General features: G+C 46.0%; 25 protein-coding genes. 6 read left to right on the top strand and 19 right to left on the bottom strand.

Going from position 1 to position 24,573, the window contains the following annotated elements; genetic code table 11:
• Positions 1-6 precede the first annotated feature (6 nt).
• From FHS17_RS15130 to FHS17_RS15110, 5 genes are all read right to left on the bottom strand, one after another.
• Positions 7-777 (bottom strand): response regulator transcription factor, encoded by a 771-nt coding sequence (locus FHS17_RS15130; RefSeq protein WP_167279238.1) that lies wholly within the window; start codon positions 775-777, stop codon positions 7-9.
• On the bottom strand, positions 758-2,596 hold the full coding sequence (locus FHS17_RS15125) for a sensor histidine kinase (RefSeq protein ID WP_167279237.1): 1,839 nt from the start codon (positions 2,594-2,596) through the stop codon (positions 758-760). Before FHS17_RS15125 ends, FHS17_RS15130 begins: the two co-directional genes overlap by 20 nt.
• Positions 2,597-2,675: 79 nt before the next feature.
• Positions 2,676-3,704, bottom strand: a complete 1,029-nt coding sequence (locus FHS17_RS15120) for a TRAP transporter substrate-binding protein (RefSeq protein ID WP_167279236.1) — start codon at positions 3,702-3,704, stop codon at positions 2,676-2,678.
• Positions 3,705-3,803: 99 nt separating this feature from the next.
• A complete protein-coding gene (locus FHS17_RS15115) occupies positions 3,804-5,099 on the bottom strand; it encodes a TRAP transporter large permease (protein ID WP_167279235.1) in 1,296 nt (431 codons plus the stop codon).
• Positions 5,099-5,596 carry a TRAP transporter small permease gene (locus tag FHS17_RS15110; RefSeq protein ID WP_167279234.1) on the bottom strand — a complete coding sequence of 166 codons (498 nt, stop codon included), beginning with the start codon at positions 5,594-5,596 and terminating at the stop codon, positions 5,099-5,101. Before FHS17_RS15110 ends, FHS17_RS15115 begins: the two co-directional genes overlap by 1 nt.
• 202 nt (positions 5,597-5,798) lie before the next feature.
• Here FHS17_RS15110 and FHS17_RS15105 point away from each other — a divergent pair, with 202 nt between their 5' ends.
• Positions 5,799-6,116, top strand: coding sequence for a cupin domain-containing protein (locus tag FHS17_RS15105; RefSeq protein WP_167279233.1), 318 nt, complete (start codon positions 5,799-5,801; stop codon positions 6,114-6,116).
• A 116-nt stretch (positions 6,117-6,232) separates the two neighbouring features.
• Here the strand turns inward: FHS17_RS15105 and FHS17_RS15100 are convergent, their stop codons facing one another.
• The gene (locus tag FHS17_RS15100) at positions 6,233-6,631 is read right to left on the bottom strand and encodes a DUF1259 domain-containing protein (protein ID WP_167279232.1); all 399 of its coding nucleotides are present in this window, start codon (positions 6,629-6,631) and stop codon (positions 6,233-6,235) included.
• 335 nt (positions 6,632-6,966) lie between these two features.
• Between FHS17_RS15100 and FHS17_RS15095 the strand changes: the two genes are divergently transcribed.
• The 3 genes from FHS17_RS15095 to FHS17_RS15085 all read left to right on the top strand — a co-directional run bounded on the left by FHS17_RS15095 (position 6,967) and on the right by FHS17_RS15085 (position 11,254).
• Positions 6,967-7,770 (top strand): alpha/beta hydrolase, encoded by an 804-nt coding sequence (locus FHS17_RS15095; protein ID WP_208420390.1) that lies wholly within the window; start codon positions 6,967-6,969, stop codon positions 7,768-7,770.
• Between the two features lie 451 nt (positions 7,771-8,221).
• On the top strand, positions 8,222-8,836 hold the full coding sequence (locus tag FHS17_RS15090) for a TetR/AcrR family transcriptional regulator (protein ID WP_208420389.1): 615 nt from the start codon (positions 8,222-8,224) through the stop codon (positions 8,834-8,836).
• Between the two features lie 51 nt (positions 8,837-8,887).
• Positions 8,888-11,254 carry an MMPL family transporter gene (locus tag FHS17_RS15085; protein WP_167279230.1) on the top strand — a complete coding sequence of 789 codons (2,367 nt, stop codon included), beginning with the start codon at positions 8,888-8,890 and terminating at the stop codon, positions 11,252-11,254.
• Between the two features lie 46 nt (positions 11,255-11,300).
• On the opposite strand, the gene FHS17_RS15080 is transcribed toward FHS17_RS15085, so the two are convergent.
• Entirely contained in the window at positions 11,301-12,140 is an 840-nt protein-coding gene (locus tag FHS17_RS15080; protein WP_167279229.1) for an SPL family radical SAM protein, read from the bottom strand.
• 126 nt (positions 12,141-12,266) lie between these two features.
• Entirely contained in the window at positions 12,267-13,118 is an 852-nt protein-coding gene (locus FHS17_RS15075) for a sugar phosphate isomerase/epimerase family protein (RefSeq protein ID WP_167279228.1), read from the bottom strand.
• A gap of 189 nt (positions 13,119-13,307) precedes the next feature.
• Between FHS17_RS15075 and FHS17_RS15070 the strand changes: the two genes are divergently transcribed.
• Together FHS17_RS15070 and FHS17_RS15065 are read left to right on the top strand one after the other, a co-directional pair.
• Positions 13,308-14,978 carry a ribonuclease J gene (locus FHS17_RS15070; RefSeq protein ID WP_167279227.1) on the top strand — a complete coding sequence of 557 codons (1,671 nt, stop codon included), beginning with the start codon at positions 13,308-13,310 and terminating at the stop codon, positions 14,976-14,978.
• A gap of 93 nt (positions 14,979-15,071) precedes the next feature.
• Positions 15,072-15,254, top strand: coding sequence for a hypothetical protein (locus tag FHS17_RS15065; protein ID WP_167279226.1), 183 nt, complete (start codon positions 15,072-15,074; stop codon positions 15,252-15,254).
• Between the two features lie 73 nt (positions 15,255-15,327).
• Here the strand turns inward: FHS17_RS15065 and FHS17_RS15060 are convergent, their stop codons facing one another.
• The 11 genes from FHS17_RS15060 to ctaD form a co-directional block, all read right to left on the bottom strand.
• Positions 15,328-15,501 carry a hypothetical protein gene (locus tag FHS17_RS15060; RefSeq protein ID WP_167279225.1) on the bottom strand — a complete coding sequence of 58 codons (174 nt, stop codon included), beginning with the start codon at positions 15,499-15,501 and terminating at the stop codon, positions 15,328-15,330.
• Between the two features lie 166 nt (positions 15,502-15,667).
• The gene (locus tag FHS17_RS15055; RefSeq protein ID WP_167279224.1) at positions 15,668-16,969 is read right to left on the bottom strand and encodes an ABC transporter permease; all 1,302 of its coding nucleotides are present in this window, start codon (positions 16,967-16,969) and stop codon (positions 15,668-15,670) included.
• The gene (locus FHS17_RS15050) at positions 16,962-17,867 is read right to left on the bottom strand and encodes an ABC transporter ATP-binding protein (protein WP_167279223.1); all 906 of its coding nucleotides are present in this window, start codon (positions 17,865-17,867) and stop codon (positions 16,962-16,964) included. Before FHS17_RS15050 ends, FHS17_RS15055 begins: the two co-directional genes overlap by 8 nt.
• Positions 17,868-17,892: 25 nt before the next feature.
• Positions 17,893-18,792: an ABC transporter ATP-binding protein gene (locus tag FHS17_RS15045; RefSeq protein ID WP_167279222.1), complete on the bottom strand. Its 900-nt coding sequence runs from the start codon at positions 18,790-18,792 to the stop codon at positions 17,893-17,895.
• Between the two features lie 3 nt (positions 18,793-18,795).
• Complete coding sequence (locus tag FHS17_RS15040) at positions 18,796-19,185, bottom strand: GntR family transcriptional regulator (protein ID WP_167279221.1); 390 nt, start codon at positions 19,183-19,185, stop codon at positions 18,796-18,798.
• An 18-nt stretch (positions 19,186-19,203) separates the two neighbouring features.
• A complete protein-coding gene (locus tag FHS17_RS15035) occupies positions 19,204-19,938 on the bottom strand; it encodes a hypothetical protein (RefSeq protein ID WP_167279220.1) in 735 nt (244 codons plus the stop codon).
• A gap of 171 nt (positions 19,939-20,109) precedes the next feature.
• Positions 20,110-20,571, bottom strand: a complete 462-nt coding sequence (locus FHS17_RS15030) for a DUF420 domain-containing protein (RefSeq protein WP_167279219.1) — start codon at positions 20,569-20,571, stop codon at positions 20,110-20,112.
• A 199-nt stretch (positions 20,572-20,770) separates the two neighbouring features.
• The gene (gene ctaG / locus FHS17_RS15025; protein WP_167279218.1) at positions 20,771-21,703 is read right to left on the bottom strand and encodes a cytochrome c oxidase assembly factor CtaG; all 933 of its coding nucleotides are present in this window, start codon (positions 21,701-21,703) and stop codon (positions 20,771-20,773) included.
• Positions 21,704-21,786: 83 nt separating this feature from the next.
• A complete protein-coding gene (locus FHS17_RS15020; protein WP_167279217.1) occupies positions 21,787-22,110 on the bottom strand; it encodes a cytochrome C oxidase subunit IV family protein in 324 nt (107 codons plus the stop codon).
• A gap of 3 nt (positions 22,111-22,113) precedes the next feature.
• Positions 22,114-22,731, bottom strand: a complete 618-nt coding sequence (locus FHS17_RS15015; RefSeq protein WP_167279216.1) for a cytochrome (ubi)quinol oxidase subunit III — start codon at positions 22,729-22,731, stop codon at positions 22,114-22,116.
• Positions 22,728-24,572 carry a cytochrome c oxidase subunit I gene (ctaD, locus tag FHS17_RS15010; protein ID WP_167279518.1) on the bottom strand — a complete coding sequence of 615 codons (1,845 nt, stop codon included), beginning with the start codon at positions 24,570-24,572 and terminating at the stop codon, positions 22,728-22,730. Before ctaD ends, FHS17_RS15015 begins: the two co-directional genes overlap by 4 nt.
• Position 24,573 lies beyond the last annotated feature (1 nt).

Below are 24,573 nucleotides of genomic sequence, written 5' to 3'. Positions count from 1 at the left end.
CTGAGCTCATAAGATGCTCCGCTGCAATAGCTCCTGCTTGCGGAAATCAAGCGGGCTTTTTCCGGTTGTTCTTTTGAATGTGCTGCTGAAATAAGCAATGTCACTGTACCCTAGCCTCTCCGCAATTTCCGAAATACGGAGCGAGGTGCGAGCGACAAGCATCTTCGCCTCTTCCATCCGAAGGCCAGCAACGTAATCGGTAAAATTCCGACCGGTATGCTGCTTAAAATATTGGCTTAAATAACTCGCATTCATATGAACCTGGGCTGCAAGCTCAGTTAGGCTGACATGTCCGGGACGCTCGTGAATCAGCTGAAGTACCCGCTCTATTATTTCGCTTTTGCCTTCTTCCATGCCTAAGGCGCTAGAGCCCTGCGAAGCCTCCTGCTTCCGTTCCTGCTCCTCCATCCATTTGCCAAGCGTCTTCGCCATCTCTTCAACCTCGACCGGCTTCATCAAATAATCAATCACTCCGCATCGAAGCGCCTTGCGTGCGGCATGAAAATCATCGTAGCCGCTTATGAAAACAACAGGAGGTCTATTCTTTAAATCGGCAAGCCGTTCGATAAAGGAGACACCATCCATAACAGGCATCTTAACATCAGCCAGCACCATATCGACCGTATGTCCTTGCAGCCAGTCCAAGGCTTCGAGGCCATTGGTACACTCCTGTACAATTTGAAAAGGCAGCTCTGTCTCGCGGAGAACCTCCCGCAGAACAACTCTTACCCAACGTTCATCCTCCACCACCAATACTTTATACGGAGATTGCGTCATGGCTGCATGCCTCCTTCAGCGGCAAAGTAATCGTAACGGTAGTCCCTGTCCCCGCTTGGCTTGTAAGGCGTAAGCCGTACCGTTCCCCAAACAAATGCATCATGCGGCGGTGGACGTTAATAATGCCGATATGTGCCCCGTCGGTCGACAGCTCCTTCTCCTGTAAGTCCCGCTCGATAAGTTTTAAACGATCAGGCTTTATACCTGATCCCGTATCAGCCACCGTAACCTTATAATCGGAACCATTCAATTCAGCGGATATCGTAATCATCACTCTGGAAGTGCCCGTTTCCGTGCCATGAATGACGCAATTCTCAACAAGCGGCTGCAGCGAGAACTTGGGAATGTATTGTTCAAGCGCCTCATCTGGAACATGAATGCGGTAATGCAGCTTTTCCTCGAAACGGAACTTCTGGATATCCAGATACATGCAGCAAATGGCCAACTCTTCACGAAGCGTCACAATTGGAGAAGCATGACTCAAGTTGTAGCGGAGCATCTTCGCAAGTGAGGTCACAAGCTTGGAAATATCCGTTATCCCTTGTTCAAGCGCCATACCACGCACCGTTTCCAGCGCATTGTATAGAAAATGTGGATTCACCTGCGATTGGAGCACCTTCAGCTCCATTTCCTTTTGCCTAAGCGACAGATCTGCTTCCCGCAGCTCAGAGGTGTAGACCTCCTTCATCAGCTGTTCCACCTTCTCGACCATCTGGTTGAAGTCATTGGTTAGAATACCAATCTCGTCTTTCGACTCGACCTTTGCCCGCTCCGCGAAATTGCCATCCTTCACCCGCTTCATGAAAAACTGCAGCTTACGAATCGGAGCAACGATACTAGCAGCAAAGGCAGCTGCCAGCAAATAAGCCATAACCAAAGTAATTAATACAGTAAGCAAAATCGTACGCCCAATATAAGCGACGCCCCGATTAAGCTCCTCGTTAGGCATAACCGTTACCAGATGCCAATTCAAATAGGAGGAGCGGTTAAACGTATAAAACGGTCCTTTCCCGCTTTGGAAATAACCATCATCCTGCTGCAGCATCCAATCCGCGTAGCGAAATTCGGCCTTGCTGCCAATCATGGACGGGTCCGGGTGATAAATGTACTGCCCATTCTCGTCTATAATCGCCATATAGCCCGAGCGGCCAACGGTGACGTTATAGGCGATTTCCTGAATCCGTTTGAAGTTGATATCCATAATTAACATGCCTACCGGCTCCAGCGTCCTGGAATCAATAATTCGCTTTACGATCGAAATGACGGGCTCTGCAGCACTACCACCTCGGCTGGACAGACGACTGATCAGCTTAATATCACCGTTCATTGGAACGGTATCATACCAAGTCTCCTGCTCCAGCTTGGCAGCAAGCTGCATATCCATATCGTTCCCGGTATCAAAGACAGCTCTATTCTCTACCAGCAATGTAATTCGGGAAATATCCGGGCGTGAATAAGCAATATCCTTGAAATGCTGCATAATGGACGGACGAAAGGTTTGGAGCTCATCCGTGCTGTCTGCCAAAAGCATGGTCTTCATCTCAGGCTGATTGAGCAGCTTAATGGAATCGATCTCGAAATCACGGATGTAATATTCAATATGCGATTTCACCTGCTCAATAATTTGCCAGCTGCTGCGGCTGGCAGCATCCTTCAGACTCGCTGACGAATTGCTATAAGAGATCAGCCCCACAACCGTCAAAGGCACAACAACAAGCAAGGCCAAGAACACAAGCAGCTTGACCGCAAGCGGCCGGTCTTTCAAAAACAGCAGTTTATGCAGTGCCTGCCCTAATCGGTAAGCTTGTTTCAGACGCATACCCGGTCCCCCCCTGAATTGACGCGTCGCCAAATCAAACCTATCAGAAGGAAACCGGGAGTCAGCCTCTCTTCATTGTTTATTCGGCTTTCTCAATCGCGTCCAGAATATCGCTATAATCGGCTCGGTACTTCTCAATGACCGGCTTCACCGCTTCTTTCCAAGGTGTAAAATCAGTTACCTCGGTAATAGTGACACCAGCTGCCTTAATTTTCTCTTCCGACTGCTTCTCGAATCGATCCCATTCCGCGCGTTGTGTCGCTACTGACTCCTGCGCGGCTTCGCTCATAATCTTTTTATCCGCATCGGAAAGTTTATCCCAAGTAATCTTGCTGACAAGCAGCACTTCCGGTACCCGCTGATGCTCATCAAGAATCAAGTTTTTGGCCTGTTGATAGTGGTTGGACGTATCATAGCTTGGGTAATTGTTTTCTGCGGCATCGATGACACCCGTCTGCAAAGCGCCAAATACCTCACCATAAGCCATCGGTGTTGCATTGGCTCCAAGTGCTTCCATCAGATCGATGTTCACTTTATTCTGAATGACTCGCACCTTAAGACCCTTCATATCTTTAATACTGGTAAGAGGCTTCGTCGAGTAGAAATTGCGAGCGCCGGAGCTGTAATACGCAAGACCCTTCATGCGAGAAGACTCCAGGCTGCCCAGCAGCTCTTTGCCCTTGTCACTCTCCAGGAATTTCCACAAATGCTCATCACTATTGAAGATATATGGCAAGCTGAATACTTCGTATTCCTTGTTGAATCCGCCAAGCGCACCTGTGCTGACACGCGTAAGCTCAATTGCACCGAGCTGCACCTGCTCGATAACCGCTTTCTCTTCACCCAGCTGAGACGAAGGGAATACTTCCACTTTAATGCGGCCACCGGATTTTTCATTCACCAACTCAGCAAACTTCCGGTCGCCTACTACTGTCGGATAACCCTCCGGATGTGTATCTGCCAGACGGAACGTATACTTAGGCCCTTCGGCGGCGCTGCCTCCCGAATTGGTGCTATCGATCGTTTCTTTCGTATTAGAACTGCAGCTAGCAAGCATGATAGCACACATAGAAACGGCTAGAATAGATCCCCATTTTCCTTTGTTCATAACAAGTTCGCTCCTCTATTTTTGAATTATACGATAAAGCCTTCCTTTTAGGAAAGCGCATACATTGTTAGAATCATTTAAATAGTTCCAATTACATATCTATTGCACCATATTGGGCAGCCACATTACAATTCCCGGTATATAGGTAAGGATAAGCAGGACGATACATAATACGTAGAAGAAAGGCATCATCGCTTTGGTTGCTTGTGATATGGAGATGTTGCCGATGGCCGCACCCACAAACAGAACGGTTCCAACCGGAGGGGTCAGCAGCCCAATGCCAAGGTTCAACATAAGGATGATGCCAAAATGAACAGGGTCCATCCCAATCGATGTAACAACCGGAAGCAGGATCGGCGTCATGATCAGGATCAGTGGTGCCATATCCATCGGAGCACCCAGCAACAGCAGAACGATATTAATGATGAGCAGAATAATAATCGGATTGTCTGAGATGTTCAACATCCAATCCGTAATCATGCCCGGCACCTGCAAATAGGCAAGCACCCAGCTGAAAGCAGCAGAGGCAGCGATCAGGAACAGCACCATGGATACCGTTCGGAAGGTTCTTTTCAATATAACGGTCATACGCTTCAACGGAATATCCCGGTAAATAAAGAAGGTAAGGATAAAAGCATACAGGCAGGCAATCGCGCCGCTTTCCGTTGCGGTAAACCAACCGGTAAATATACCACCCAAAATAATGACCGCCGTCAACAGCGACATAAAGCCGTCAAACAAGATACGCGGAACATCTTTGCGAGCGACGGGATCGTCCTTCTCATAACCACGTTTCACAGCAAAAACGTAGCTGGTTGCCATAAGCGCAGCACACATCATAATGCCTGGAACAATGCCTGCAAGAAATAAGCTTGTAATCGAGATGCCCCCACCTGCTGCGAGCGAATACAACACCAGGTTATGGCTCGGAGGTACAACGACGCCCTGAATGGCTGACGATACCGTCACACCAACTGAATAATCCGTATCGTAACCCTTCTTCTTCATGGACGGAATCATAACCGAACCAATGGAGGACACGTCCGCGATGGCCGAACCGGATATATTGCCGAAAAACATACAAGCTACGCAGTTCACCATAGCAAGCCCGCCCCGAATACCGCCTACTATAAGCTGAGCCAGATTGATGAGGCGCAGAGCCATTTTCCCTTCACTCATGATCTGCCCGGCCAATATAAAGAACGGAATCGTAAGTAGCGAATACGAATTCATGCCTTGAATCATAGTCTGACCGATTGTTGCAAGCGGCACCTTCAGATACAGCAGAGTTAGGATTGAAGAACCCGCCAGCCCAAGCGCAATCGGGAACCGAAGCAGGACGAACAAGATAAAACTCCCCGCAAGTATACATGTGGCAATTGCCGTGCTGTCCATTATTCATGCCCTCCTATTTCCCGGTGCCTTCTCGTATCGATCCCGATTAATTGCAGAAATGCGTAGATGCAGACTAACACGCCCGTAATCGGCATTACGAGGTACAGCAGGCTGTTAGGCCAGCCGGTTGCCGGGAGCTCGGATTCACTCATCAGCTTCGTAAAGTCCCAGCCGTAATAAATGAGATACACGCCAAAAGCAAAGATGGTGATGCCGATGATTTTATCAAGCACCAGGTTAACGACCTTTGGCAGCTTTGCTGTAAAAGAATCAATCCCCATATGCAAATACTCTCGAAAGCCAAAAGCGATGCCGAGGAAAGAAAACCAGACCATAAGCAGCATCGTAATTTCTTCCGAGCTGTGAAACACAAAATTAAATACCTTGCGGGTAAACACTTGCACGGTAACGATGATAATCATCGTTAGAAGACCAATAAGCGTAATGGATTCCAGTACCGTGTCTATAGCCAGCGCAATTTTTTTAAGCGTTTTCATTTATCCTCCCCCTACAATTTGTAAGGCACATGGCCTGCATGTTTATTGTAGCGGCGAGGTCCCTAAAGCCGTATTTGGGTAATCTTATATTTTTTTGTAGTTTTTTTAGTTTCTTCCCATTGGCACTGCCCGAACAGGGCAAACTGCGTTACACTGCACGTATGAGCACTAGTGAAATTTCAGTTAAGGAGAGTGATTTGCGATGAGCAACATAGGAATGTGGGAAAAAGCGGAGCCCGGCGTTACCCGCTGTATCAAACAGGCTGGCGACAGTTTGATGATGATGGAGGTGCATTTTGAACCAGGAGCTGAAGGTTATGAGCATAGTCATCCGCATGAGCAGATGAGCTACTGTATGAAAGGAAAGATAGCGTTCCGGATTAATGACGTGGAAACAGTGCTCTTAGCAGGCGATACGATCTGCATCCCAGGTGGAGCGAAGCATGGTGTAACAGCGCTGGAAGCATCCGTCCTGCTGGATGTGTTCACACCGGTGCGTGAGGATTTGCTGAAACGCTAATTATGCAGAAAAATAGGGTGCCCCCTGTTTGGGACACCCTACTCTCCTATCCTTTTTCGTACTCACCGCGTTTAATTGAGGAATACTTGAAGAGCTGGTCTCTTACAGAAATCTAATTAGCCTGATGACCGGACAGAACTCAACGCTCGTCTAACTTTTCTGGCGAAATCTAATGGTCTAGCAACCGTTTCAATATTGATATAAATCAAGCGGGGATGCTCGAAAAGCCATTCATTGCGGATAGATGTCACTTTTATCCCTTGTTTGCGAATAGCCGTAATGAAAGGATTGACTTCTTTCTCTAAAAATGCGGCTCTCCCTAAACAAAGCGCTCTGCCCGTTTTCTCGCTTAAGGATTCATATGAAAAAGAAGTCGTAACTCTAAATTTTTTTCCCAAGATTGTTGCACGTATTTTATTTCGATTTATCGTGGAAACGCATTTTCCTCCAGCAAAGCCAGGCAGCCCTCCGATAATCCTTGAAAACTTCTCGCAAAGTGTACCATTATTGGGCATCCGTCTTCCCCTCCATGTTTTTATCCTCCGTTAGACTACAGTTGGGAAATACCTATCAATATATTTTTATATAGGATTACGTTAAACTCAAGCCGATGGACTGTGCATCTGCCCTTGGGCAGAATCACCATCTTTGGATATTGTCTAATTGATGGCACACTGTTTCTAGGCACAACAAAGAACCCCCGATGCCGCGGAGTGGTTTCCTCTCCTTAGGGCACCTTCTTCTATTACAACTGCACAAAATAGAGCGAGAATCTCGATGGAAATTGCGCTAAGCTTGGGAGAGATTGCGGAAATTATTAAACGACAAATACAGGGGGATATGATAATCGATGAAGCTGGATACGATTAAACTAGAGCACAGTAGTGGGGCAACATTGACGCTTTATTTGCACGACATTGTGGAATTGAGGGAAAAAGCACGTCCTATTATTTTGATCACTCCCGGAGGTGCGTACCGATTCGTATCTGAACGGGAAGCCGAGCCGGTTGCGATTGCGTTCTATAACGCGGGCTATCATGCAGCTGTCCTCCGTTACTCCTGTCAGGAGGATGCCAGAAATATGCAGCCAATGATCGAAGTTTTAGAATCGATCCGGATTCTGAAAGAGCATGCTGAAGAATGGCGTATTGCAGCGGACAAGATCGCAGTTTGCGGATTTTCTGCTGGAGGACATCTGGCAGCAGCAAGCGGTACGATGTGGAATGAACCTACCCTTATGGAACGACTGGGTTACACAGGAGATGCATTGAAGCCAAATGCTATGATTTTGGGGTATCCCGTTATTACCTCAGGCGAATTCGCCCATCGGGAATCCTTCTACAACCTGAGCGGCTCATGGGAAGACGATCAGATATCCGGCTTCTATTCCATTGAGAAACGTGTGAACAGTGAAACGCCTCCAACATTCATCTGGCATACAGAGGATGATCAGGCCGTGACGATCGAGAATGCGCTGCTCATGATCAGTGCTTTGCGCCGAGCAAATGTATCGTTCGAATGCCATATCTTCAATAAAGGACAGCATGGACTTTCCTTGTGCAACACCGAAGTGAATACGCCTAATCCCCATTGCGAGCATTGGTTCGGATTATGCGTGGAGTGGTTAGACTCGATTGGGTTTGGTTTAGAGTAAGGGCGGGATTGCACCGGTCAACCGACCGGCTGACCAACCTTCCCCAGCCCATCAGCCCGCCTGCCCGCCTGCCCGCCAAAGTGTACGAATCGTAGTAATGTTATTTGACCTATATCAAACAAACTAGAATTCTAAGGAATCGTAGTAACACTATTTCGGCAAAATACTTATTAGACTGGGCATGTAAGGTCAAATAAGAATATAATGGTTCGTTAGATTTTAAAATCGGTCATTTTCGGGCAAATAAGAATATGTCGATTCGTTAGAACATACGAATGGGGTTGTCCATAAGCCACTCGGCTTTGAGGACAACCCCTCTTTATTTGTAGTATTTTCCCATTGCCACAAAACCGTCAAACTCTTCCCATTGTGCATCTTTGCCCAATGGGCAATAATGTAGGATATAGAGATATTTATTCGAAAAGAGGTGAAGGCATACGGCCGAATAACCATGAACAAGCAAAGCTTGCGCGACGTCAAAAGAGAGGCGACCGCTAACGCACTTGCCGAAGCCGCGTTTGATCTCGCGATGGAACTTGGGATGGATGGCTTTGTTGTTGAGGATGTTGTGCAGCGCGCTGGATACTCGAGAAGAACGTTTGCGAATCATTTCTCCTGTAAGGAGGAAGCGGTTGTGATGGGTGCCTCCGCCTTCAACAATGTGGATGAGGTTCAGCAGTTGCTCGAGAATCTGCCGGAATACTCCACTCCGCTTGAAGTATTGGAGCAACTGGTCAGAATGGAGCTTACCGCCGGATTGTTCAAAAAAACGCGCGAGCTCGTCAAACTATCCAAGCAGCATCCTACGTTAGAGCCCTATATTCTTAGCGCTCTCCATCATCATCAAGGCGATGCTCAGGAATTACTTATTGATTTATTCGAAGACAAATATGCAACTGGCTATATCCAACTGCTTGTTGGAGCTGTATATGGTGCTGCATTGCCTATGCTCTACGGAAACAGCAATATCCAGTTTCCGGGTCAATCAAAGGATGAGTCGTCAGAGTCTATCCTGTTAGATCAATATTTGGACGAAATCTTCGGTTATTTAAAGAACGGTTTCTAAGTTACCGTACTGTACTATCATTCCGTATATAAAAAGGAGAATCACACTGTTATGTCTACTTTCCTGTACAAAATAGGCAAAACCGCTTATAACAAGCCTTGGCATTTTATTATTGCCTGGGTTGCTATTCTTGGTATTGTTGGCGCCTTGATTGGCATTAACGGGATCCACACCAGCTCCGAGATGAAGATTAAAGGTACGGAAGCACAAAAGGTACTCGATCAACTGGCAAAAGAACTGCCTGAAGCATCCGGTGGTCAAGCAAGCGTTGTCTTCACCGCTCCAAATGGCGAACGTCTGGATACTCCGGAACGTATAACCGCCGTTATGAAAGCGATCAATGATGTGTATGGTATTGAATATGTGATTAATCCTGCTGATGTAGCTGCGGCACAAGGTGCAACGGCAACTGATGCTCAAGCAGGAGCTGCTGCTTCCGATAGCACGCAAGGTGCAGAAACAGATCAGGCAGCCGCGGCTCAGCAGGCTCCATACGGCCCACTGATGGTTGATGGCAATCCTGTTCCTGGGGTTATGATCTCGTCTGACGGGAATGTAGCCTTGTTCCAATTCCAGTTCACCGTTCAGCAAATGTCACTGCCACAAGAAGTTATCGACTCTGTTGTTGCTGACGTTACAGCTGTTGAACAAGCGAACTTAGGCATTAAAGCCTTGCCAAGCGACACGCTTGTAGGTAAACCGGCTATTGGCGCAACCGAAGGAATCGGGATTGTTGTTGCAGCTGTCGTTCTATTTATCACACTTGGCTCTGTTGTTGCAGCCGGCCTCCCGCTTGTAACGGCACTTCTTGGTGTAGGTATTAGTGTAGGCGGCGCATACTCCCTCTCCAAATTCATTCCGATGACTGATATCACTCCTGCACTTGCCATGATGGTTGGTTTGGCTGTTGGTATCGACTATTCCTTATTCATCGTGAACCGTCAGCGCCGCATGATCCTGGATCAGGGTCTAAGTGCACGTGAAGCTGCAAGCAGAGCGGTTGGTACTGCCGGCAGCGCTGTATTCTTCGCAGGACTGACCGTAATTATCGCGTTATGCGGCATGATTGTTATGAATATTGATTTTCTTTCTGCAATGGCGCTTGTCGCAGCAGCGAGTGTATTTATCAATGTCCTCGTAGCTTTAACTTTGCTGCCTGCACTGCTTGGTCTTGTAGGTGAACGCATCTGTTCAGACAAAGCACGGAAGAAAAACAAAGAGCAATCTAAAGTATCCCGTCAAGGTACGGCACACCGCTGGGCGAATGGGGTTGTAAAACGCCGCTGGCTCGTTATTCTTGGTGTAATCGTTGTTCTTGGCGCAGCAGCAATTCCAGCTGCCGAAATGAAATTAGGCATGCCTTCTGGAGATACAGCAAACCTTGATACGGCAGCAAGACAAAGCTACGACGCCATCTCTGCTGGCTTCGGCGAAGGCTTCAACTCTCCGCTATTGCTAGTTGCTGAACCCGCAAGCTCTTCTGACAAAGTCACTCCTGAGTTGTTAGGCAAGCTTGTTCAGGATATTCAACAACATGATGATGTCGCGATTGTCTCTCCAATGGGTATTAACGAGACTGGTGACATCGGTATTATCAGTGTCATTCCAAAATCAGGTCCAACAGACGAAGCAACAAACAAACTTGTTCAAGAGCTTCGTGATCAAGACTCCAGCATCTCGCAAAATAACAAAGTGACACTTGGCGTGACCGGCTTTACCGCGATCAACATTGATATGTCTGCGAAGCTGGCTGAAGTGTTCCCGATCTATATCGGTATCATTCTTATCCTGTCGCTTATCATTCTGCTTCTCGTATTCCGTTCGATTATCGTTCCGATTAAAGCAACAATCGGGTTCCTGCTTAGTATCTTGGCTACCTTCGGTATTACAACCGCTGTGTTCCAATGGGGCTGGCTGCATGACCTGTTTGGCTTTGATACCGGCGGCCCGCTGCTCAGCTTTATGCCGATTATGGTATCCGGTATTCTCTACGGGCTTGCGATGGACTATCAAGTATTCCTTGTCAGCTCCATGCGTGAGGCTTATGTCCATGGTCACAAAGGAACTTCAAGTGTGGTTGATGGCTATCAACAAGCTAGCCGTGTTGTAGTCGCGGCAGCTGTTATCATGGTATCCGTCTTCGCCGGATTCATTCTAACCGAAGACATTATGCTCAAACAGATCGGTTTTGCCCTCACCATCGGCATTCTGATTGATGCGTTCTTCGTTCGTATGGCACTTGTTCCCGCTATAATGGCTGTCTTTGGCGACAAAGCGTGGAGCATGCCAAAATGGCTTGACCGCATTCTTCCGAACCTTGACGTGGAAGGCGATAAGCTGATTGCAGAGCTTAACAAATCGGAGAATCAAAAAGATAATAAAGAAATGAAGAAGGCTAAACCAAGCCGGGCACATTAACTGTAAAATCAAGAAAGGACCACTGACGACAGTGGTCCTTTCTTTGTCATGGCTTCAATGGGAAAGCTTCACTCTTGCTCACATGAATCATCTCTGAAGGGAAGAAGGAGCGAAAATACGTCTCTACCCTGGAGTGAATATCGCTTCTATACCAATCCGTCAGATCATGGTCATCAAACAGTTGAGGCATGCCTAATCGCTTCGATCGTTTCCCCATCGAACCGTCCCCGATGTTTAAGGTATCGATCCAGATACGATCCGCTATTCCTTCTAGTGTCTTTGGAAAATCAGGCGTAAACGGCAGCACAGGTGAAATCGCAGCTTGCGTCATAATCCCTGCAGCATGTACCTCTCTTAATGCCTTCAAACGAAGCTTGATGCCCGGCGCATAGGGAGCAAACAGCTGCTTCATATCTTCACGGTCCGTCTCTACCGTCATCGATACTAGAACCTCGCATTTGTCCTTCAACTGTACAATGAGATCCAAATCCTTCAGAATAAGTGGACTTCGCGTCTGAATTTGGACAAGATCAGGTGGTGACTCCAGCATTTCCTGCAAGATCCGACGGGTTATCCCCGCTTCCCGCTCAATAGGCTGATAAGGATCGGTCGCCGAAGACATAAAGATATTAATCGGTTTGTTTTTCCGGCGAAGCTTAATCACTTCATTCCGGTAAATCTCCGCCGCATTCGACTTGATGTCCACCCATTCTCCCCATGGAGTTTGCTTGAACTTCTGAATCGGCATTTCTCTAACATAGCAATATTTGCAGGCAAACGCACAGCCGCTATAAGGATTAAGGGAGTGGGTAAAGCCAATATCTAAGTAACCCTTAGCTTCACTAAGGATGCTCTTGGACAGGATCTCTTTGATTTCAACAGCCATTTCAATTCCCTCCATTCACAAAAAAGGAACACTTGTTCTTATATTATACCTAGAGAGAATGAATTATTCAAATAAGAAAAAAGAGAAGCAGACATGCTGCTTCTCTTAAACAATTATTATAGAAGTTTAAAGTGATTCCCAAATCGTTTTCAATTGATTCAAGCCCTGCTGCGTTGCGAATACACATGGTTCAAGCCCCTCGAACTCAACTGAAATATAGCCGTCATAGCCAGATTTCTTAACGATGCCTAACACACGACGCATGTCTATATCTCCATGACCTACGATAGCACCCCGCAAATAATTGCCATGGGAGGAACGGAACCAGCCTTCTGCAAGATTGCTTTCAGGATGACGTACATAAAAGTCCTTCACATGCACCATGGAAGCATAAGCAATGTTATTAGTAACCCCAGAGGCCGGATCCTCATCAACACAGAGGAAGTTTCCTACGTCAAGAGTGGTTTTGAAGTTACTTCGGTCCGTTGCATGAAGGAGAGCTTGTACACGATCGCTTGCTTGAAGGAAGTAACCGTGATTTTCCACACTAGTCGTAATCCCCTTCGTAGCTGCATAGTCAGCAATTCGGCGGCAAGCCTCAGCCAGCTTGGGCAGTTCCTTATTAAAGTTCCCGATCGACGTATCCGGTGACGAAGCAACATCATGTCGCATCAGCTTAACACCAAGTGCTGCAGCAATGTCCACTTCCCCCATTACTCTATCAATCTCCTGCTCGTATTCGACCTCACTCTTGCCAGCAAAATTCGCACCAACACAATAATTGGAGATATCAATGCCAACCTCATCCGCTTTACGGCGAATAGCTTGGATTAGTTCTTCGGTTAAATCGAAACCTAGAGGCACAATCTCAACATGCTCTCCGCCAATCTCCGCTATGTTACCTATGACACCAAGTATGTCTAATTCCCCTGACCTTAGCGCTTGATAATAGCTGTATGTACTGACTCCAAACTTCATAACTGAATCTCCCTCCCGTGTGGCTGACTCATAAAATAGAAATAAACGTTATGAGAATAATAACATGTTTTGGATACAGCGAATATCTGTTTTTGCATCAATCCCCAAATCTCCATAGAGAATAAACCAAGTGAACACTGGGAAAAACAAACCAATTGGAAATAACTATTCAGATTTGCGGAGGTTAAAATGAATAATCAAAAATTATCAATCATCCCTCTTGGCGGAGTAAACGAGATTGGGAAAAACATGTATATTATTCAAAGCGGAGACGATCTAATTGTCGTAGACTGCGGCTCGAAATTTCCAGATGAAAGTCTGTTAGGAATTGATGTCATTATACCTGATATTTCTTATTTAATTGAAAATCAGGATAAAGTCAGAGGGCTTGTCGTTACACATGGACATGAGGATCATATAGGCGGTATCCCATATATCATCAAACAATTGAACATGCCTATTTATGCTACGAGATTAACACTTGGCTTAATAAAAGGAAAACTGAAGGAGCATGGACTGCTCGGTACAACGATCCTGCATCAGATTGATCCTCACTCCGAGATTACCTTAGGCAGCGTTCCTCTCAGCTTCTTCAGTACTAACCATAGTATACCGGATTGTCTGGGCATTGCCTTTCATACCCCACAGGGAACAGTCGTCCACACCGGAGACTTCAAATTCGATTTGACTCCGGTAAATAATCAGTACGCTGATATTCACAAAATGGCTGACATCGGAAAAAAAGGCGTATTAGCTCTATTGTCTGAAAGCACCAACGCGGAGCGGCCCGGATTTACCCCTTCGGAACGTTTAGTTGGCGCCAATATTCTCGAAGCCTTCGTTAATGCGGAAGGGATGATATTCATAACGACCTTCGCGTCTAATGTGCATCGGCTGCAGCAAATTATCGATGCCGCCATTAAGACGGACCGAAAAATCGCTTTAGCAGGCAGAAGTATGGTCAATGTTGTAGAGATTGCATCAACTTTGGGTTATTTGAATATGCCCTCAAACATGCTGGTTGATCTGGCCGAAGTAAATAAATATAAGCGGGATGAAATCGTAGTAGCTTGTACAGGCAGTCAAGGAGAACCAATGGCTGCGCTAGGACGCATTGCCAGTGGCAATCATCGGCAGATTTCTGTCTCTGCTGGAGATACTGTTATTTTTGCATCCTCGCCCATTCCCGGCAACGAACGGAACGTAGCTCGTATCGTAGATAACCTCTTTGAGAGAAGAGCGAAGGTTATCTATGGCTCAGGATCAAATACCGGAATGCATGTATCCGGTCATGCCAGCCAAGAAGAATTAAAGCTAATGCTTACTTTGATGAAACCGGAATATTTTATCCCCATTCATGGCGAATACCGCATGCTCCACTTGCATCGTCTGTTAGCCGAATCCGTTGGAGTTAAGTCGAGTAATATTTTCATCCTGAACAACGGTGATGTGGTAGATTTCGCAGGATCAGAAGCTTTTCAGGAACGGAGGGTTACCAATGGGGACACTTATGTTGATGGTCTTGGAATCGGTGATGTTGGTAATGTTGTCTTACGAGACCGTAAAGTACTGTCTGCAGATGGGATCTTAATCATCGTCATCACCTTTGGAAAGTCAGACAATAAGATCGTATCTGGTCCTGACATCATTTCCCGGGGCTTTGTATTCGTTAAGGAATCGGAAGGATTAATGGAAGAAGTGCATCGCATTACAATGCAGCAGATGGAGCTTTTGCAGGAAACAAATCTACACAAGCCTTGGAATCTCTACAAGCAGAATATTAAAGAATCGGTCGGAAAGTTTTTATATGCTAAGACCAAGAGAAGACCCATGATTCTCCCTATTATCATTCAGGTATAGCCTTGTCTTTGTCTGATGGAATGGGGAGTTGCTGGATATACTACCTAGGTCGATAAGATCGGCTGTATGAAAATGTGAAAGGTGGAGAATCAATTGACGTCTAGCCGCAGCCATCAAGGTGCACATGGAATTGGACAAGTAGAGAAGCAATTGAATCGTCAAGCACAAGCTGCTGAAGAGATTCAAGGCACTAATCATACGGACCAAGAAATAATCGCAGCAAGCCATGAGCAGTCCTCTGTACTGGAAGAAATCGTTGATACAGAGAGCGAATAAGGGATAATTTCTGAGTAAAAAAACAAGCTGATTCCGGTTGTTAAACCGAAGTCAGCTTGTTGTTTTTTCTACTTTATTCTTTTTTACTTAGAAATTCATTTTGCACAGCTTCACCATTAGGATTACTATTCTTAATCTGGCTTAGACGTCCATTATGAAGCTCGCCTCCATGAACGTCATTCTGCCGCTGTCCATTATTATCGGTATGATCATGCTGATTGTGATTATAGTTTTTGTTATTTGCCATTTATCCGTACACATCCTTTCCAAGAGAATTAAATCTAGATTGTGAATTTCTGATTAGAATCATACAATCCAAGTATTGCTTAACTTAATCCTTCAATGGACAGATGTATTGTTCGATGGAATGGCTATACTAACAGTTGTTGTTGTCGTCTCAACCGTTTTTGCTTTTAAACTTTATAAGCGCGCATCGCTTTTCTTAGTTCTTTCCAACTAGGTCGTTTACCATATAGCAGTACGCCGGTCCGGTAGATCTTCGCCGACAGCCAGCCTGCTGCGTAAATGCTCACAACCAGGATCGCAATCGATACGAGCACCTGCCAGATTGGCGGGCTTGTGAGTCCCACTCGCAGCAGCATAACGAACGGCGAGAAGAATGGGATAAACGAGGTTACCTTCACAAGCATCGTATCCGGAGTTGAAATACTGAATGTCGTGATATAAAAGCCGGCAAGCGACAGCAACGTGATTGGCATAACCGCCTGCCCCAAATCCTCGGTGCGGCTGACGATCGAGCCTACTGCAGCAAATAAGCATGCGTAGACCAAGAAGCCCAATACATAAAATAACAAGCCATATACGAGCAGAGTCGGATCTACTTTGGACAAGTCGATGTCATATTGCTGGAATGCCGAGTTATTATGCGGCAAGTTTATGTTAATGATTACGACAACAACATAAGCCAGAATTTGCGTCAGCCCTACGACGAATATGCCGAAGATTTTACCAAACATCTGCTTAAGCGGCGATACACTTGTTACGATGATCTCCATTACACGCGAGCTTTTCTCAGCCGTAATTTCGGAGGCGATCATTTGTCCCGAGATCATAATTCCGAAGAATAATAACATCAACAGGAAGGTTACAAAACCGATATCGACCCCTTTCTGGGCCTCGGTCTTGCCTGTACTTGCACCATCTGCCGTAATTTGCAGAGCATTAATAACAACCGGGCTGAGCAGCATTGTCTTCTGTTCTTCCGTTAACCCGCTGTCTTTGAGCACCATCTCTGTCTTCACGACTTGAATGCCTTGTTCAAGAGACTGTCTGGTCTTATCACTCAGCTCTTTCTCGGATTTATAAGTAAGGTCAGGCAGACCAGACTCGTTAACTGAACTGAACACGAGGTAGCCTTTAATGCTCTTATCTGCGACTGCTTCTCTCAAAGCTTTCTCATTCTGCTCGGTCGAGCCTGCGTCCGGGAATTCAATCAGCTTAATAGCCGGCTTCTCCTGACTTGCATAGGTTTCCCTAAGCTGCTCCGCAATCTTAGTTCCCTCTACTGCTCTAGCATCTATCGCATAACCGATACTAGTGGCTTTGCCGCTGCTTTTATCAAACAACGAAATAATATAAGGCAAGTTAGCACCAATAGATAAGATAACAACAAAGATCAAAGTCGTAATCAGAAAAGACTTCCCTTTAAACTTGTTCTTCATCGTAAAACCAGCTACTGTCCAGAAACTATTCATGCAAATCACCACCTACCGCTTTAATAAAGATTTCGTTTAACGTTGGCTCCATAATTTCGAACTTATTAACAATCGTCTGTTCAAGCGTATGACGTAAAATATTAGCTGCAGCTGCTTCATTCACAATGCCTACTTCATAGCCGTATTCATGCTTCTTCACACCTGTAACTCCGCTGATTCCTTCAAGGCCTGTTACTTCATCTTCCGTTCGCAGGATGACTTTTTCCCGAGGATAACGTTTCTTAATCTCTCTTATACTGCCTTGCAGAACTGGATTCGAGCGATGAAGAATTGTAATGTTCCGGCACAGCTCTTCCACGTGCTCCATACGGTGAGTCGAGAACAGCATCGATGTTCCGGAATTCCGAAGATCCTTAACCGTGGACTTGAGCAATTCAACGTTCACCGGATCAAGACCGCTGAAGGCTTCATCCAAAATAACGATTCGAGGACGATGAATAACAGAAGCGATAAACTGGATTTTCTGCTGATTCCCTTTGGATAGCTCCTCAATTCTTTTTCCGTAATATTCCGGCACTTCGAATCGATCAAGCCATTGCTTCAGATTAGCGTCAGCATCATGTTTCGACATCCCGCGCAGCTGTGCAAGGTAGATCAATTGGTCGCTCACCTTCACCCGTGGGTATAACCCGCGCTCTTCCGGCAAATAACCAAGCATGCGGAGCTGCTCTTTCGTATATGGTTTTCCATTGTACAAAATCTTACCTTCGTCCGGATAAATCAGTCCCAGTACCATCCGCATCGTGGTTGTTTTGCCGGCACCATTCGCTCCCAGCAATCCGTAAATTTCTCCTTCTTCAACCTGAAAACTGATTCCATTGACCGCTTTTTTATCTCCATACTGCTTATGCACCTGGTCTACTAGTAATGGCTTCATCTTATCTATCCCCTCTCGAATTAGACTATGATCTCAACCTCGTCCGTTCCTGCTCTACCAATACAGCTAGAATATCATCTAGTTGCAGCGCCTGCCGATGTGAGATTGTAATGGCTTCCTTCTCGCACCACGCTTCTGCCTCTGGCGCCTGCCGCGTAATTACTCGCAGCATGCCGCCACCCGCTTGCTCAATTCCACATTGTCCCGGCATCGTTTCGGCGATTTTACGATCACCTTGCATATAGAAAGCATGCCAGCTGCCGAACAACTCATCCTTCTCGTATACACCAAGCACCCGCCCATGAATCATAAATACGATATAATCGGCAAGCCGCTTCACTTCTTCAATAATATGAGAAGCCATCAAGATCGTACGGTCACCTGGCTCCATATAGCGGTGCAGCACATCGATCATCGTACGCCACGCCAGCGGATCAAGCCCAGAGGACGGCTCATCAAGAAGCAGCAGTTCAGGATGATGAGACAATACTAAGGCCAATTCGTATTTGCGCCGCATACCTTTGGACATCCTGCCCAGCTTGATACCGTCATCTACCTCAAACAGCCTAAGCAGCTCCTGATACCGATTCACATCCCAGTTCGGGTACCACTTCTTCACAAAATCTGTTTTAAAGGAAGCTTTAACTTTATCATCATGCTGGGAGAACATCTCCGGCAAATAACCAACCTTCCCCTTCGTTTGCCAATCCTCCTCACTTGCGATGCTCTCACCGAGCAGCATAATGTCCCCATTGTCAGGTTTTAATAGATCGAGGATCAGCCGGAACGTCGAGCTTTTGCCCGAACCATTTGGCCCTACAATGGCGGTCACATAACCTCTCGGCACTTTAAGGTGAATAGGTCCCAGTTGAAAATGCTGGCGTCTGAGCTCCACATCCGTCAAACTTATCGCATGGTCCGTCATCTTCTACCCCCTATATTTTCGCTCAAGTATCTCTTGGAATAGCTTCATCAGCTCTTCCTTCGTACATTGCACAAGCTTACCTGCATCAATAGCCGACTCTATTCCTTCAATAACAGAATCCAGCCGGAAGCGGTCCATCGCATTCTGTTCGATACGGGCTACATAAGTTCCGGTTCCTTGTTTTGTTCGAAGCAGCCCTTCGTTCTCAAGATCCTGATAGACACGCCGTACGGTAATGACACTGCATTTGAGCAGCTGTGCAAGCTCCCGTATAGAGGGTAATAAAGTTCCTTCTTCCAGCTGCCCGCTTACGATCAGTGCTCTTAGTTGCACTTCAATCTGGTAATAGAGCGGTTCCGCACTTTGTTCGTTAATATGAATTGGCAGCCACACAGCTTCACCCTCTTCCAATCAAGAGCTCATCGAGATTTTCTTATTTATATAATGACGATGCTTAAGCCGCCTTTTGATAATCTTAAATCCTGTGAACAAAGTAATGATGCAAACAAGGAAAGCTGCTGCCGTATACCACCAATGCCCCTCTTCAAGTTCATTAAGAAGACCTAGCACAATGTTAACTTTTGCAATACCAATCACCAGACAGATCAAGGCAAACACCACAACACTGATATAACAGAACAACGCGTATGCTTTTCCCGTATGTCCAATTTCCCAATATACATAAGTAACCGCCATCGATAACGCATAGAAGTACCAAAATAAAACGAATAAGAGATACGCACCAACGGAAATTTGATCATGCAGACGGTCAACGAGTACATATTGAATGGTGAAAAATACCGTAAGCACCACAGTCAGCACAATAACCAGCTGCATCAATCTGCCTATTACCAGATGAGAGAGTGGAATTGGCAGTGTCCTCCACTCCGCCAGCTTACCTGTGAAGGTGTCTTCCTTCCAAAACTTCATCGTTGTTCGATTCATGACAAATCCAAGACTTGGAAACGTTACAATGAAGACAGTATCCAGTATCCATGGCAGTGCTTTCGCACCATCCTCATCGTTGTATACTGCAGTAGTGATCAAAGAGAGATATAAGCAAAATAAAACGGTAAACACGATTCCAATCCAGTCTCTGCTTAGCTCATGCTTCGCAATATGCCAGGCTCCTTGCCGAGTATTCAAATGCCCCTCTCCTTCCGAAGCACAGTCATTATACTGTGTATATCCATAAGCACAGTATACTTACAGAAAGGTTAAGAGTCAACAGAAATTACCAAAACTAAATTTAACGATTTAAAAAAGAATGCCCATCTCTCACATTGAGAGACAGGCATTCTTTATTAAATCGTTTTCCTAACCAAAAATCGCATCAATCATCGGTTTGGTATGACCGCCTGGATACATCATATAAAGCAAGATGTACACGGCAACACCAGTTATTGCGGTAAAGAACCAAATCACCGAAGTGATTCTTCCCCATTTCCTGTGCTTCGCAAACTTGCTGTTAAAACCTAGCACAAGTGTTGTTATACCGAACCCAGCCGCAACCGTAGCAAGGACGATGTGGAAGATCAGGAAGGTTAAGTAATAGGGCTTCAGATTATCAGGTCCACCCCATTCGGTATTGCCAACAATAATTGTCCGTGATGAATAGATAATGAAGAATATAATCGCAGCAATAGCCGCTGCAATCATCACCTTCTTATGTTGATCGAGCTTCCGTTTAATTGCCAGATTCCAGCCGATCGCGACCAGAATCGCGCTTATGACGATAAAGCTCGTACTGATCGTAGGAAAAAGTGTGTACTTATCCAATGACTATCCCACCTAAAAAGAATTATCACACGAATGTCTAGGAATAGACTGTTCGTGATGATTCTTGCATCGTAAGCATACGCTTAAAGAATTATCATACAATTGTCAACAATCGACAGTTAGTGATGATTCTTACATCGAAAGCTTACGCTTTAAGAATTATCACACGGAAGTCTATTATCACATCTGCTCTGCTCTATTATACCGTGCCTTTGTTCAAGTTGGGTAACTCAATTGGCGCTTCATTTGTCACATTTGTTACATCGTCATCCTTATGCTCACGTTTGAACCAATGGAAGAAGATATAGGCCAAAATAACGCCGTACATGAACTCTTGCAGCAGCTTCATGACGATACCGCCAAGCTGTTGATCCTCTGCCGGACTGGACAGAAGATTAAAGAACTGCGGACCACTAAACTTCTCAAGCAGCACGGATGGATCACCGGTTACGCAATACCCCATCGCCTTCACCCAAGTATCGGGATCACTATACACCGCATACATCGGAGTGCTGGCGAAAATAATAAAGGCACATGCAGGTGTGAGTAATACACCGTTCGCAAATACGTAAGCCATCTTCTTCAGATCAGTCAGTCGATTCCATGCAGGAACAGGGTTCGCGATCTGCGCCCACATTAGCATGGCAGCAACTAATAAGATGAGATAAACAAGTCTGTGAAGCCAAAAATGTGTCATCACATAGTCATTGATAAGCGGTACATGGTACATCGAGAACAGCATATTAAAAGTCAGAATAGAAGCGATTGGATGCATCATAAAACTGAGCTTCTTCCAGCTTTGAGCAGCAAACATTCGCTGCCAGATGTAGCTGGGAATCGAGAGAAGCAGCATAGGCGGCACAATCAAATAAGAGACAGACATATCAATCATATGGAACGTAAACATCATGTGACCCATCAAGTTGAAAGGTCCTCCTTGTACAAGGTAGAACATGATTGCTGCAGCTACGAACATGATCTTTTGCCACATCGTTGCCTTATCTTCCTGTGGTGCATGCTTCTCCCGCCATGGTCCGATCAGATAGAAGTAGAGAATTACAACGGCGATCATGAAGAACATAAACCATGGGGTCCACAACTCTTCAAAGCTGAAATACTGTAAGCCTAGCATTGATGACAGCTCCTTTCAAATATCTGCAAAAGAGGAGGGACCCAAAAACTGGGAACCCTCCTCTTTTCAATTATGCGTTAATGTTACCACCAAGCCCAATACTCGGCCATGATAACACAAGTGAATACGACGAATACGCCGAACAAAATACCGATTATCGCGAAAGTGTGACCGCGATCCTTCATATGCATCCAGAACGCCATCTGTACAAAGACTTGCAAGATTGCGCAGCCGATAAGAATGATGTAAATGAAGTCTTTGTTAATCTCACCGCCGGCAACTGCCGCGAATGCGATCAGTGTCAGCAGGATCGAGAAGATAAAGGAAATGATGTGTTTCTTAGGTCCTTCGACCTTATGGCGTACCGGACGTTGTTCCTCCGTGGAGTTGGAGAGATTGCTTGCCATGGATTAGCCCACCTTTCCCATCAGGTAAACGACGGTGAAGATAAATACCCAGACAACGTCGATAAAGTGCCAGTAAATGCCGGCCACGTACGCTTTTGGAGCCGTTACGACCGTCAGGCCTTTCTTCATCAATTGTCCGATCAAGAGCGAGATCCACACGATACCAAACGCTACGTGAGCGCCGTGGAAGCCAACCAGCGTATAGAACGAGGAGCTGAATGCACTCGTTGTAAAGCCATGGCCTTCGTGTACATAGTTCGAGAACTCATAAATCTCAAGACCAAGGAAGCCAAGACCAAGGATTACGGTAATGATCAGCCAGCCGATCATAGCTTTAACCTTTTGCATGTGCAGTGCTTGTGTAGCGAATACGCTCGTCAAGCTGGATGTTAAGAGCAAGCCTGTTGCAAGTGCAACGAGCGGAAGCTCGAACAGCTCTTGCGATGTTGGTCCATCCAGCACTTGATCGCGAAGTGCCAGGAACGCTGAGAACAGCGTTCCGAACAATACCGTTTCCGCACCAAGGAATAACCAGAAACCAAGAATCTTATTGCGACCCTCGAGGGTTGCTTTTTCAGGCTCATGAGGCAATTGGCCTTCAGTATGGGAATGTGCACTCATGCTTTTACCCCCTTATCTTGCAGTTCTTCTGGTTCGATATGGAAGCCATGATCGTCGATCAGCGAGCGGATAATCATACATGCGAATGTAATGATCAAACCAATACCGCCTACTACAAATCCTGCTTCAATACCAGCAATTTTACCCCATTCGCCATGTGAGTACATAAGACCAAGACCTGTAATAAACAAGCCAATCGCCATGAACAAAGGCAGAATAGATGGGGATGGCATATGGATTGAACCAATCGGCTCAGCCGGTGTCATTTCCGTATGACCGTCCATTTTTTCTTTCCAGTATGCATCATAACCGCGAACAAGCGGAGTTTGCTTGAAGTTGTATTCTGGAGCTGGCGAAGGAATCGTCCACTCCAAAGTACGTCCATCTTCCCAAGGATCGTTTGCTGCGTTCTTAGGTTTGAATGCAGTAATAACGACGTTCAGAAGGAAGAAGATTGTACCAAGACCCATCAGCATTGCGCCAACTGTACTAATCATGTTCATTTCGTTGAAGCCAAGTCCGTCCAGATAAGTCCAGATCCGGCGAGGCATACCCATCAGACCAAGGAAATGCTGGATGAAGAACGTTAAGTGGAAGCCGATAAAGAATGTCCAGAACGTCAGCTTTGCAAGACCTTCATTCAACATGCGGCCAAACATCTTAGGCCACCAGTAGTGCAAGCCTGAGAATAGACCAAGTACAAGTCCGCCTACGATAACGTAGTGGAAATGCGCAACTACGAAATATGAATCATGGTACTGGAAGTCCGCAGGAGCAGCAGCCAGCATAACGCCGGTTACACCACCCATTACGAATGTTGGGATAAAGCCAACAGCGAACAGGTTCGCTGCTGTGAATTTAATCGAGCCGCCCCAAAGGGTGAACAGCCAGTTAAAGATCTTGATACCAGTAGGTACAGCGATCAGCATTGTTGCAATGGAGAACAAGCCGTTCGCAACTGGTCCAAGACCTGTTGTGAACATGTGATGCGCCCATACCATGAAGCCAAGGAAGCCGATCAGGATGGTAGCGAATACCATCGAGCTATAACCGAACAACCGTTTACGTGAAAATGTGCTGACAACCTCGGAAATAACACCGAAGGCCGGCAGGATGAGGATGTAAACCTCAGGATGCCCGAAGATCCAGAAAATATGCTCCCAGAGGACTGCGTTACCGCCGCCTGAAGGATCAAAGAAGTTTGCATCAAATACGCGGTCGAACATGAGAGCCGCAAGGCCAACTGTAAGAGCTGGGAATGCGAACAAGATCAGTGCCGAAGTAATGAATACCGACCATGTAAACATCGGCATACGCATGAAGGTCATTCCTGGAGCACGCATATTAATAATCGTTACCAAGAAGTTAATACCACCAACAAGTGTACCAATACCGGCGATCTGCAAACCAAGTACGTAATAGTCCATACCGTGGTCGCCGTTGAAAGTAGAGCCCGAGAGCGGAGCATAAGCTGTCCAGCCACCATCTGGTGCTGCGCCAGTAAACCAGCTTACATTCAGGAGTACTGCTCCAAAAAAGAATGTCCAAAAACCAATTGCGTTTACGAATGGGTACGCAACGTCACGTGCGCCAATCTGTAGCGGCACAATCGCATTCATCAAAGCGAAGATGACTGGCATCGCCGCTAGGAAGATCATTGTTGTACCATGCATCGTAAGCAGCTCGTTATATGTATCCGCACTAACGAAATCATTAAGCGGCTTCCATAATTGAATCCGAATAAGTAGCGCTTCCAAACCGCCGACAAGGAAGAAAAAACCTCCGGCGATTAAATACAAAATACCGATTTTTTTGTGGTCAACCGTTGTCAGCCAGTCCATC

It is taken from the genome of Paenibacillus lupini (assembly GCF_011761355.1).
GTDB lineage: Bacteria > Bacillota > Bacilli > Paenibacillales > Paenibacillaceae > Pristimantibacillus > Pristimantibacillus lupini.
This window is presented reverse-complemented; position numbering and strand designations above follow the sequence as displayed.

Excerpts from the sequence above, each read along its gene's own strand:
- FHS17_RS15100 (WP_167279232.1), bottom strand. The coding sequence starts at position 6,631 with ATGCCCAATAATGGTACACTTTGCGAGAAGTTTTCAAGGATTATCGGA.
- FHS17_RS15110 (WP_167279234.1), bottom strand. The coding sequence starts at position 5,596 with ATGAAAACGCTTAAAAAAATTGCGCTGGCTATAGACACGGTACTGGAA.
- FHS17_RS15055 (WP_167279224.1), bottom strand. The coding sequence starts at position 16,969 with ATGAATAGTTTCTGGACAGTAGCTGGTTTTACGATGAAGAACAAGTTT.
- FHS17_RS15020 (WP_167279217.1), bottom strand. The coding sequence starts at position 22,110 with ATGGCAAGCAATCTCTCCAACTCCACGGAGGAACAACGTCCGGTACGC.
- FHS17_RS15115 (WP_167279235.1), bottom strand. The coding sequence starts at position 5,099 with ATGGACAGCACGGCAATTGCCACATGTATACTTGCGGGGAGTTTTATC.
- FHS17_RS15125 (WP_167279237.1), bottom strand. The coding sequence starts at position 2,596 with ATGCGTCTGAAACAAGCTTACCGATTAGGGCAGGCACTGCATAAACTG.
- FHS17_RS15050 (WP_167279223.1), bottom strand. The coding sequence starts at position 17,867 with ATGAAGCCATTACTAGTAGACCAGGTGCATAAGCAGTATGGAGATAAA.
- FHS17_RS15045 (WP_167279222.1), bottom strand. The coding sequence starts at position 18,792 with ATGACGGACCATGCGATAAGTTTGACGGATGTGGAGCTCAGACGCCAG.
- FHS17_RS15120 (WP_167279236.1), bottom strand. The coding sequence starts at position 3,704 with ATGAACAAAGGAAAATGGGGATCTATTCTAGCCGTTTCTATGTGTGCT.
- FHS17_RS15085 (WP_167279230.1), top strand. The coding sequence starts at position 8,888 with ATGTCTACTTTCCTGTACAAAATAGGCAAAACCGCTTATAACAAGCCT.
- ctaG (WP_167279218.1), bottom strand. The coding sequence starts at position 21,703 with ATGCTAGGCTTACAGTATTTCAGCTTTGAAGAGTTGTGGACCCCATGG.
- ctaD (WP_167279518.1), bottom strand. The coding sequence starts at position 24,572 with ATGGACTGGCTGACAACGGTTGACCACAAAAAAATCGGTATTTTGTAT.
- FHS17_RS15095 (WP_208420390.1), top strand. The coding sequence starts at position 6,967 with ATGAAGCTGGATACGATTAAACTAGAGCACAGTAGTGGGGCAACATTG.
- FHS17_RS15060 (WP_167279225.1), bottom strand. The coding sequence starts at position 15,501 with ATGGCAAATAACAAAAACTATAATCACAATCAGCATGATCATACCGAT.
- FHS17_RS15130 (WP_167279238.1), bottom strand. The coding sequence starts at position 777 with ATGACGCAATCTCCGTATAAAGTATTGGTGGTGGAGGATGAACGTTGG.
- FHS17_RS15015 (WP_167279216.1), bottom strand. The coding sequence starts at position 22,731 with ATGAGTGCACATTCCCATACTGAAGGCCAATTGCCTCATGAGCCTGAA.
- FHS17_RS15075 (WP_167279228.1), bottom strand. The coding sequence starts at position 13,118 with ATGAAGTTTGGAGTCAGTACATACAGCTATTATCAAGCGCTAAGGTCA.
- FHS17_RS15090 (WP_208420389.1), top strand. The coding sequence starts at position 8,222 with ATGAACAAGCAAAGCTTGCGCGACGTCAAAAGAGAGGCGACCGCTAAC.
- FHS17_RS15070 (WP_167279227.1), top strand. The coding sequence starts at position 13,308 with ATGAATAATCAAAAATTATCAATCATCCCTCTTGGCGGAGTAAACGAG.
- FHS17_RS15105 (WP_167279233.1), top strand. The coding sequence starts at position 5,799 with ATGAGCAACATAGGAATGTGGGAAAAAGCGGAGCCCGGCGTTACCCGC.
- FHS17_RS15080 (WP_167279229.1), bottom strand. The coding sequence starts at position 12,140 with ATGGCTGTTGAAATCAAAGAGATCCTGTCCAAGAGCATCCTTAGTGAA.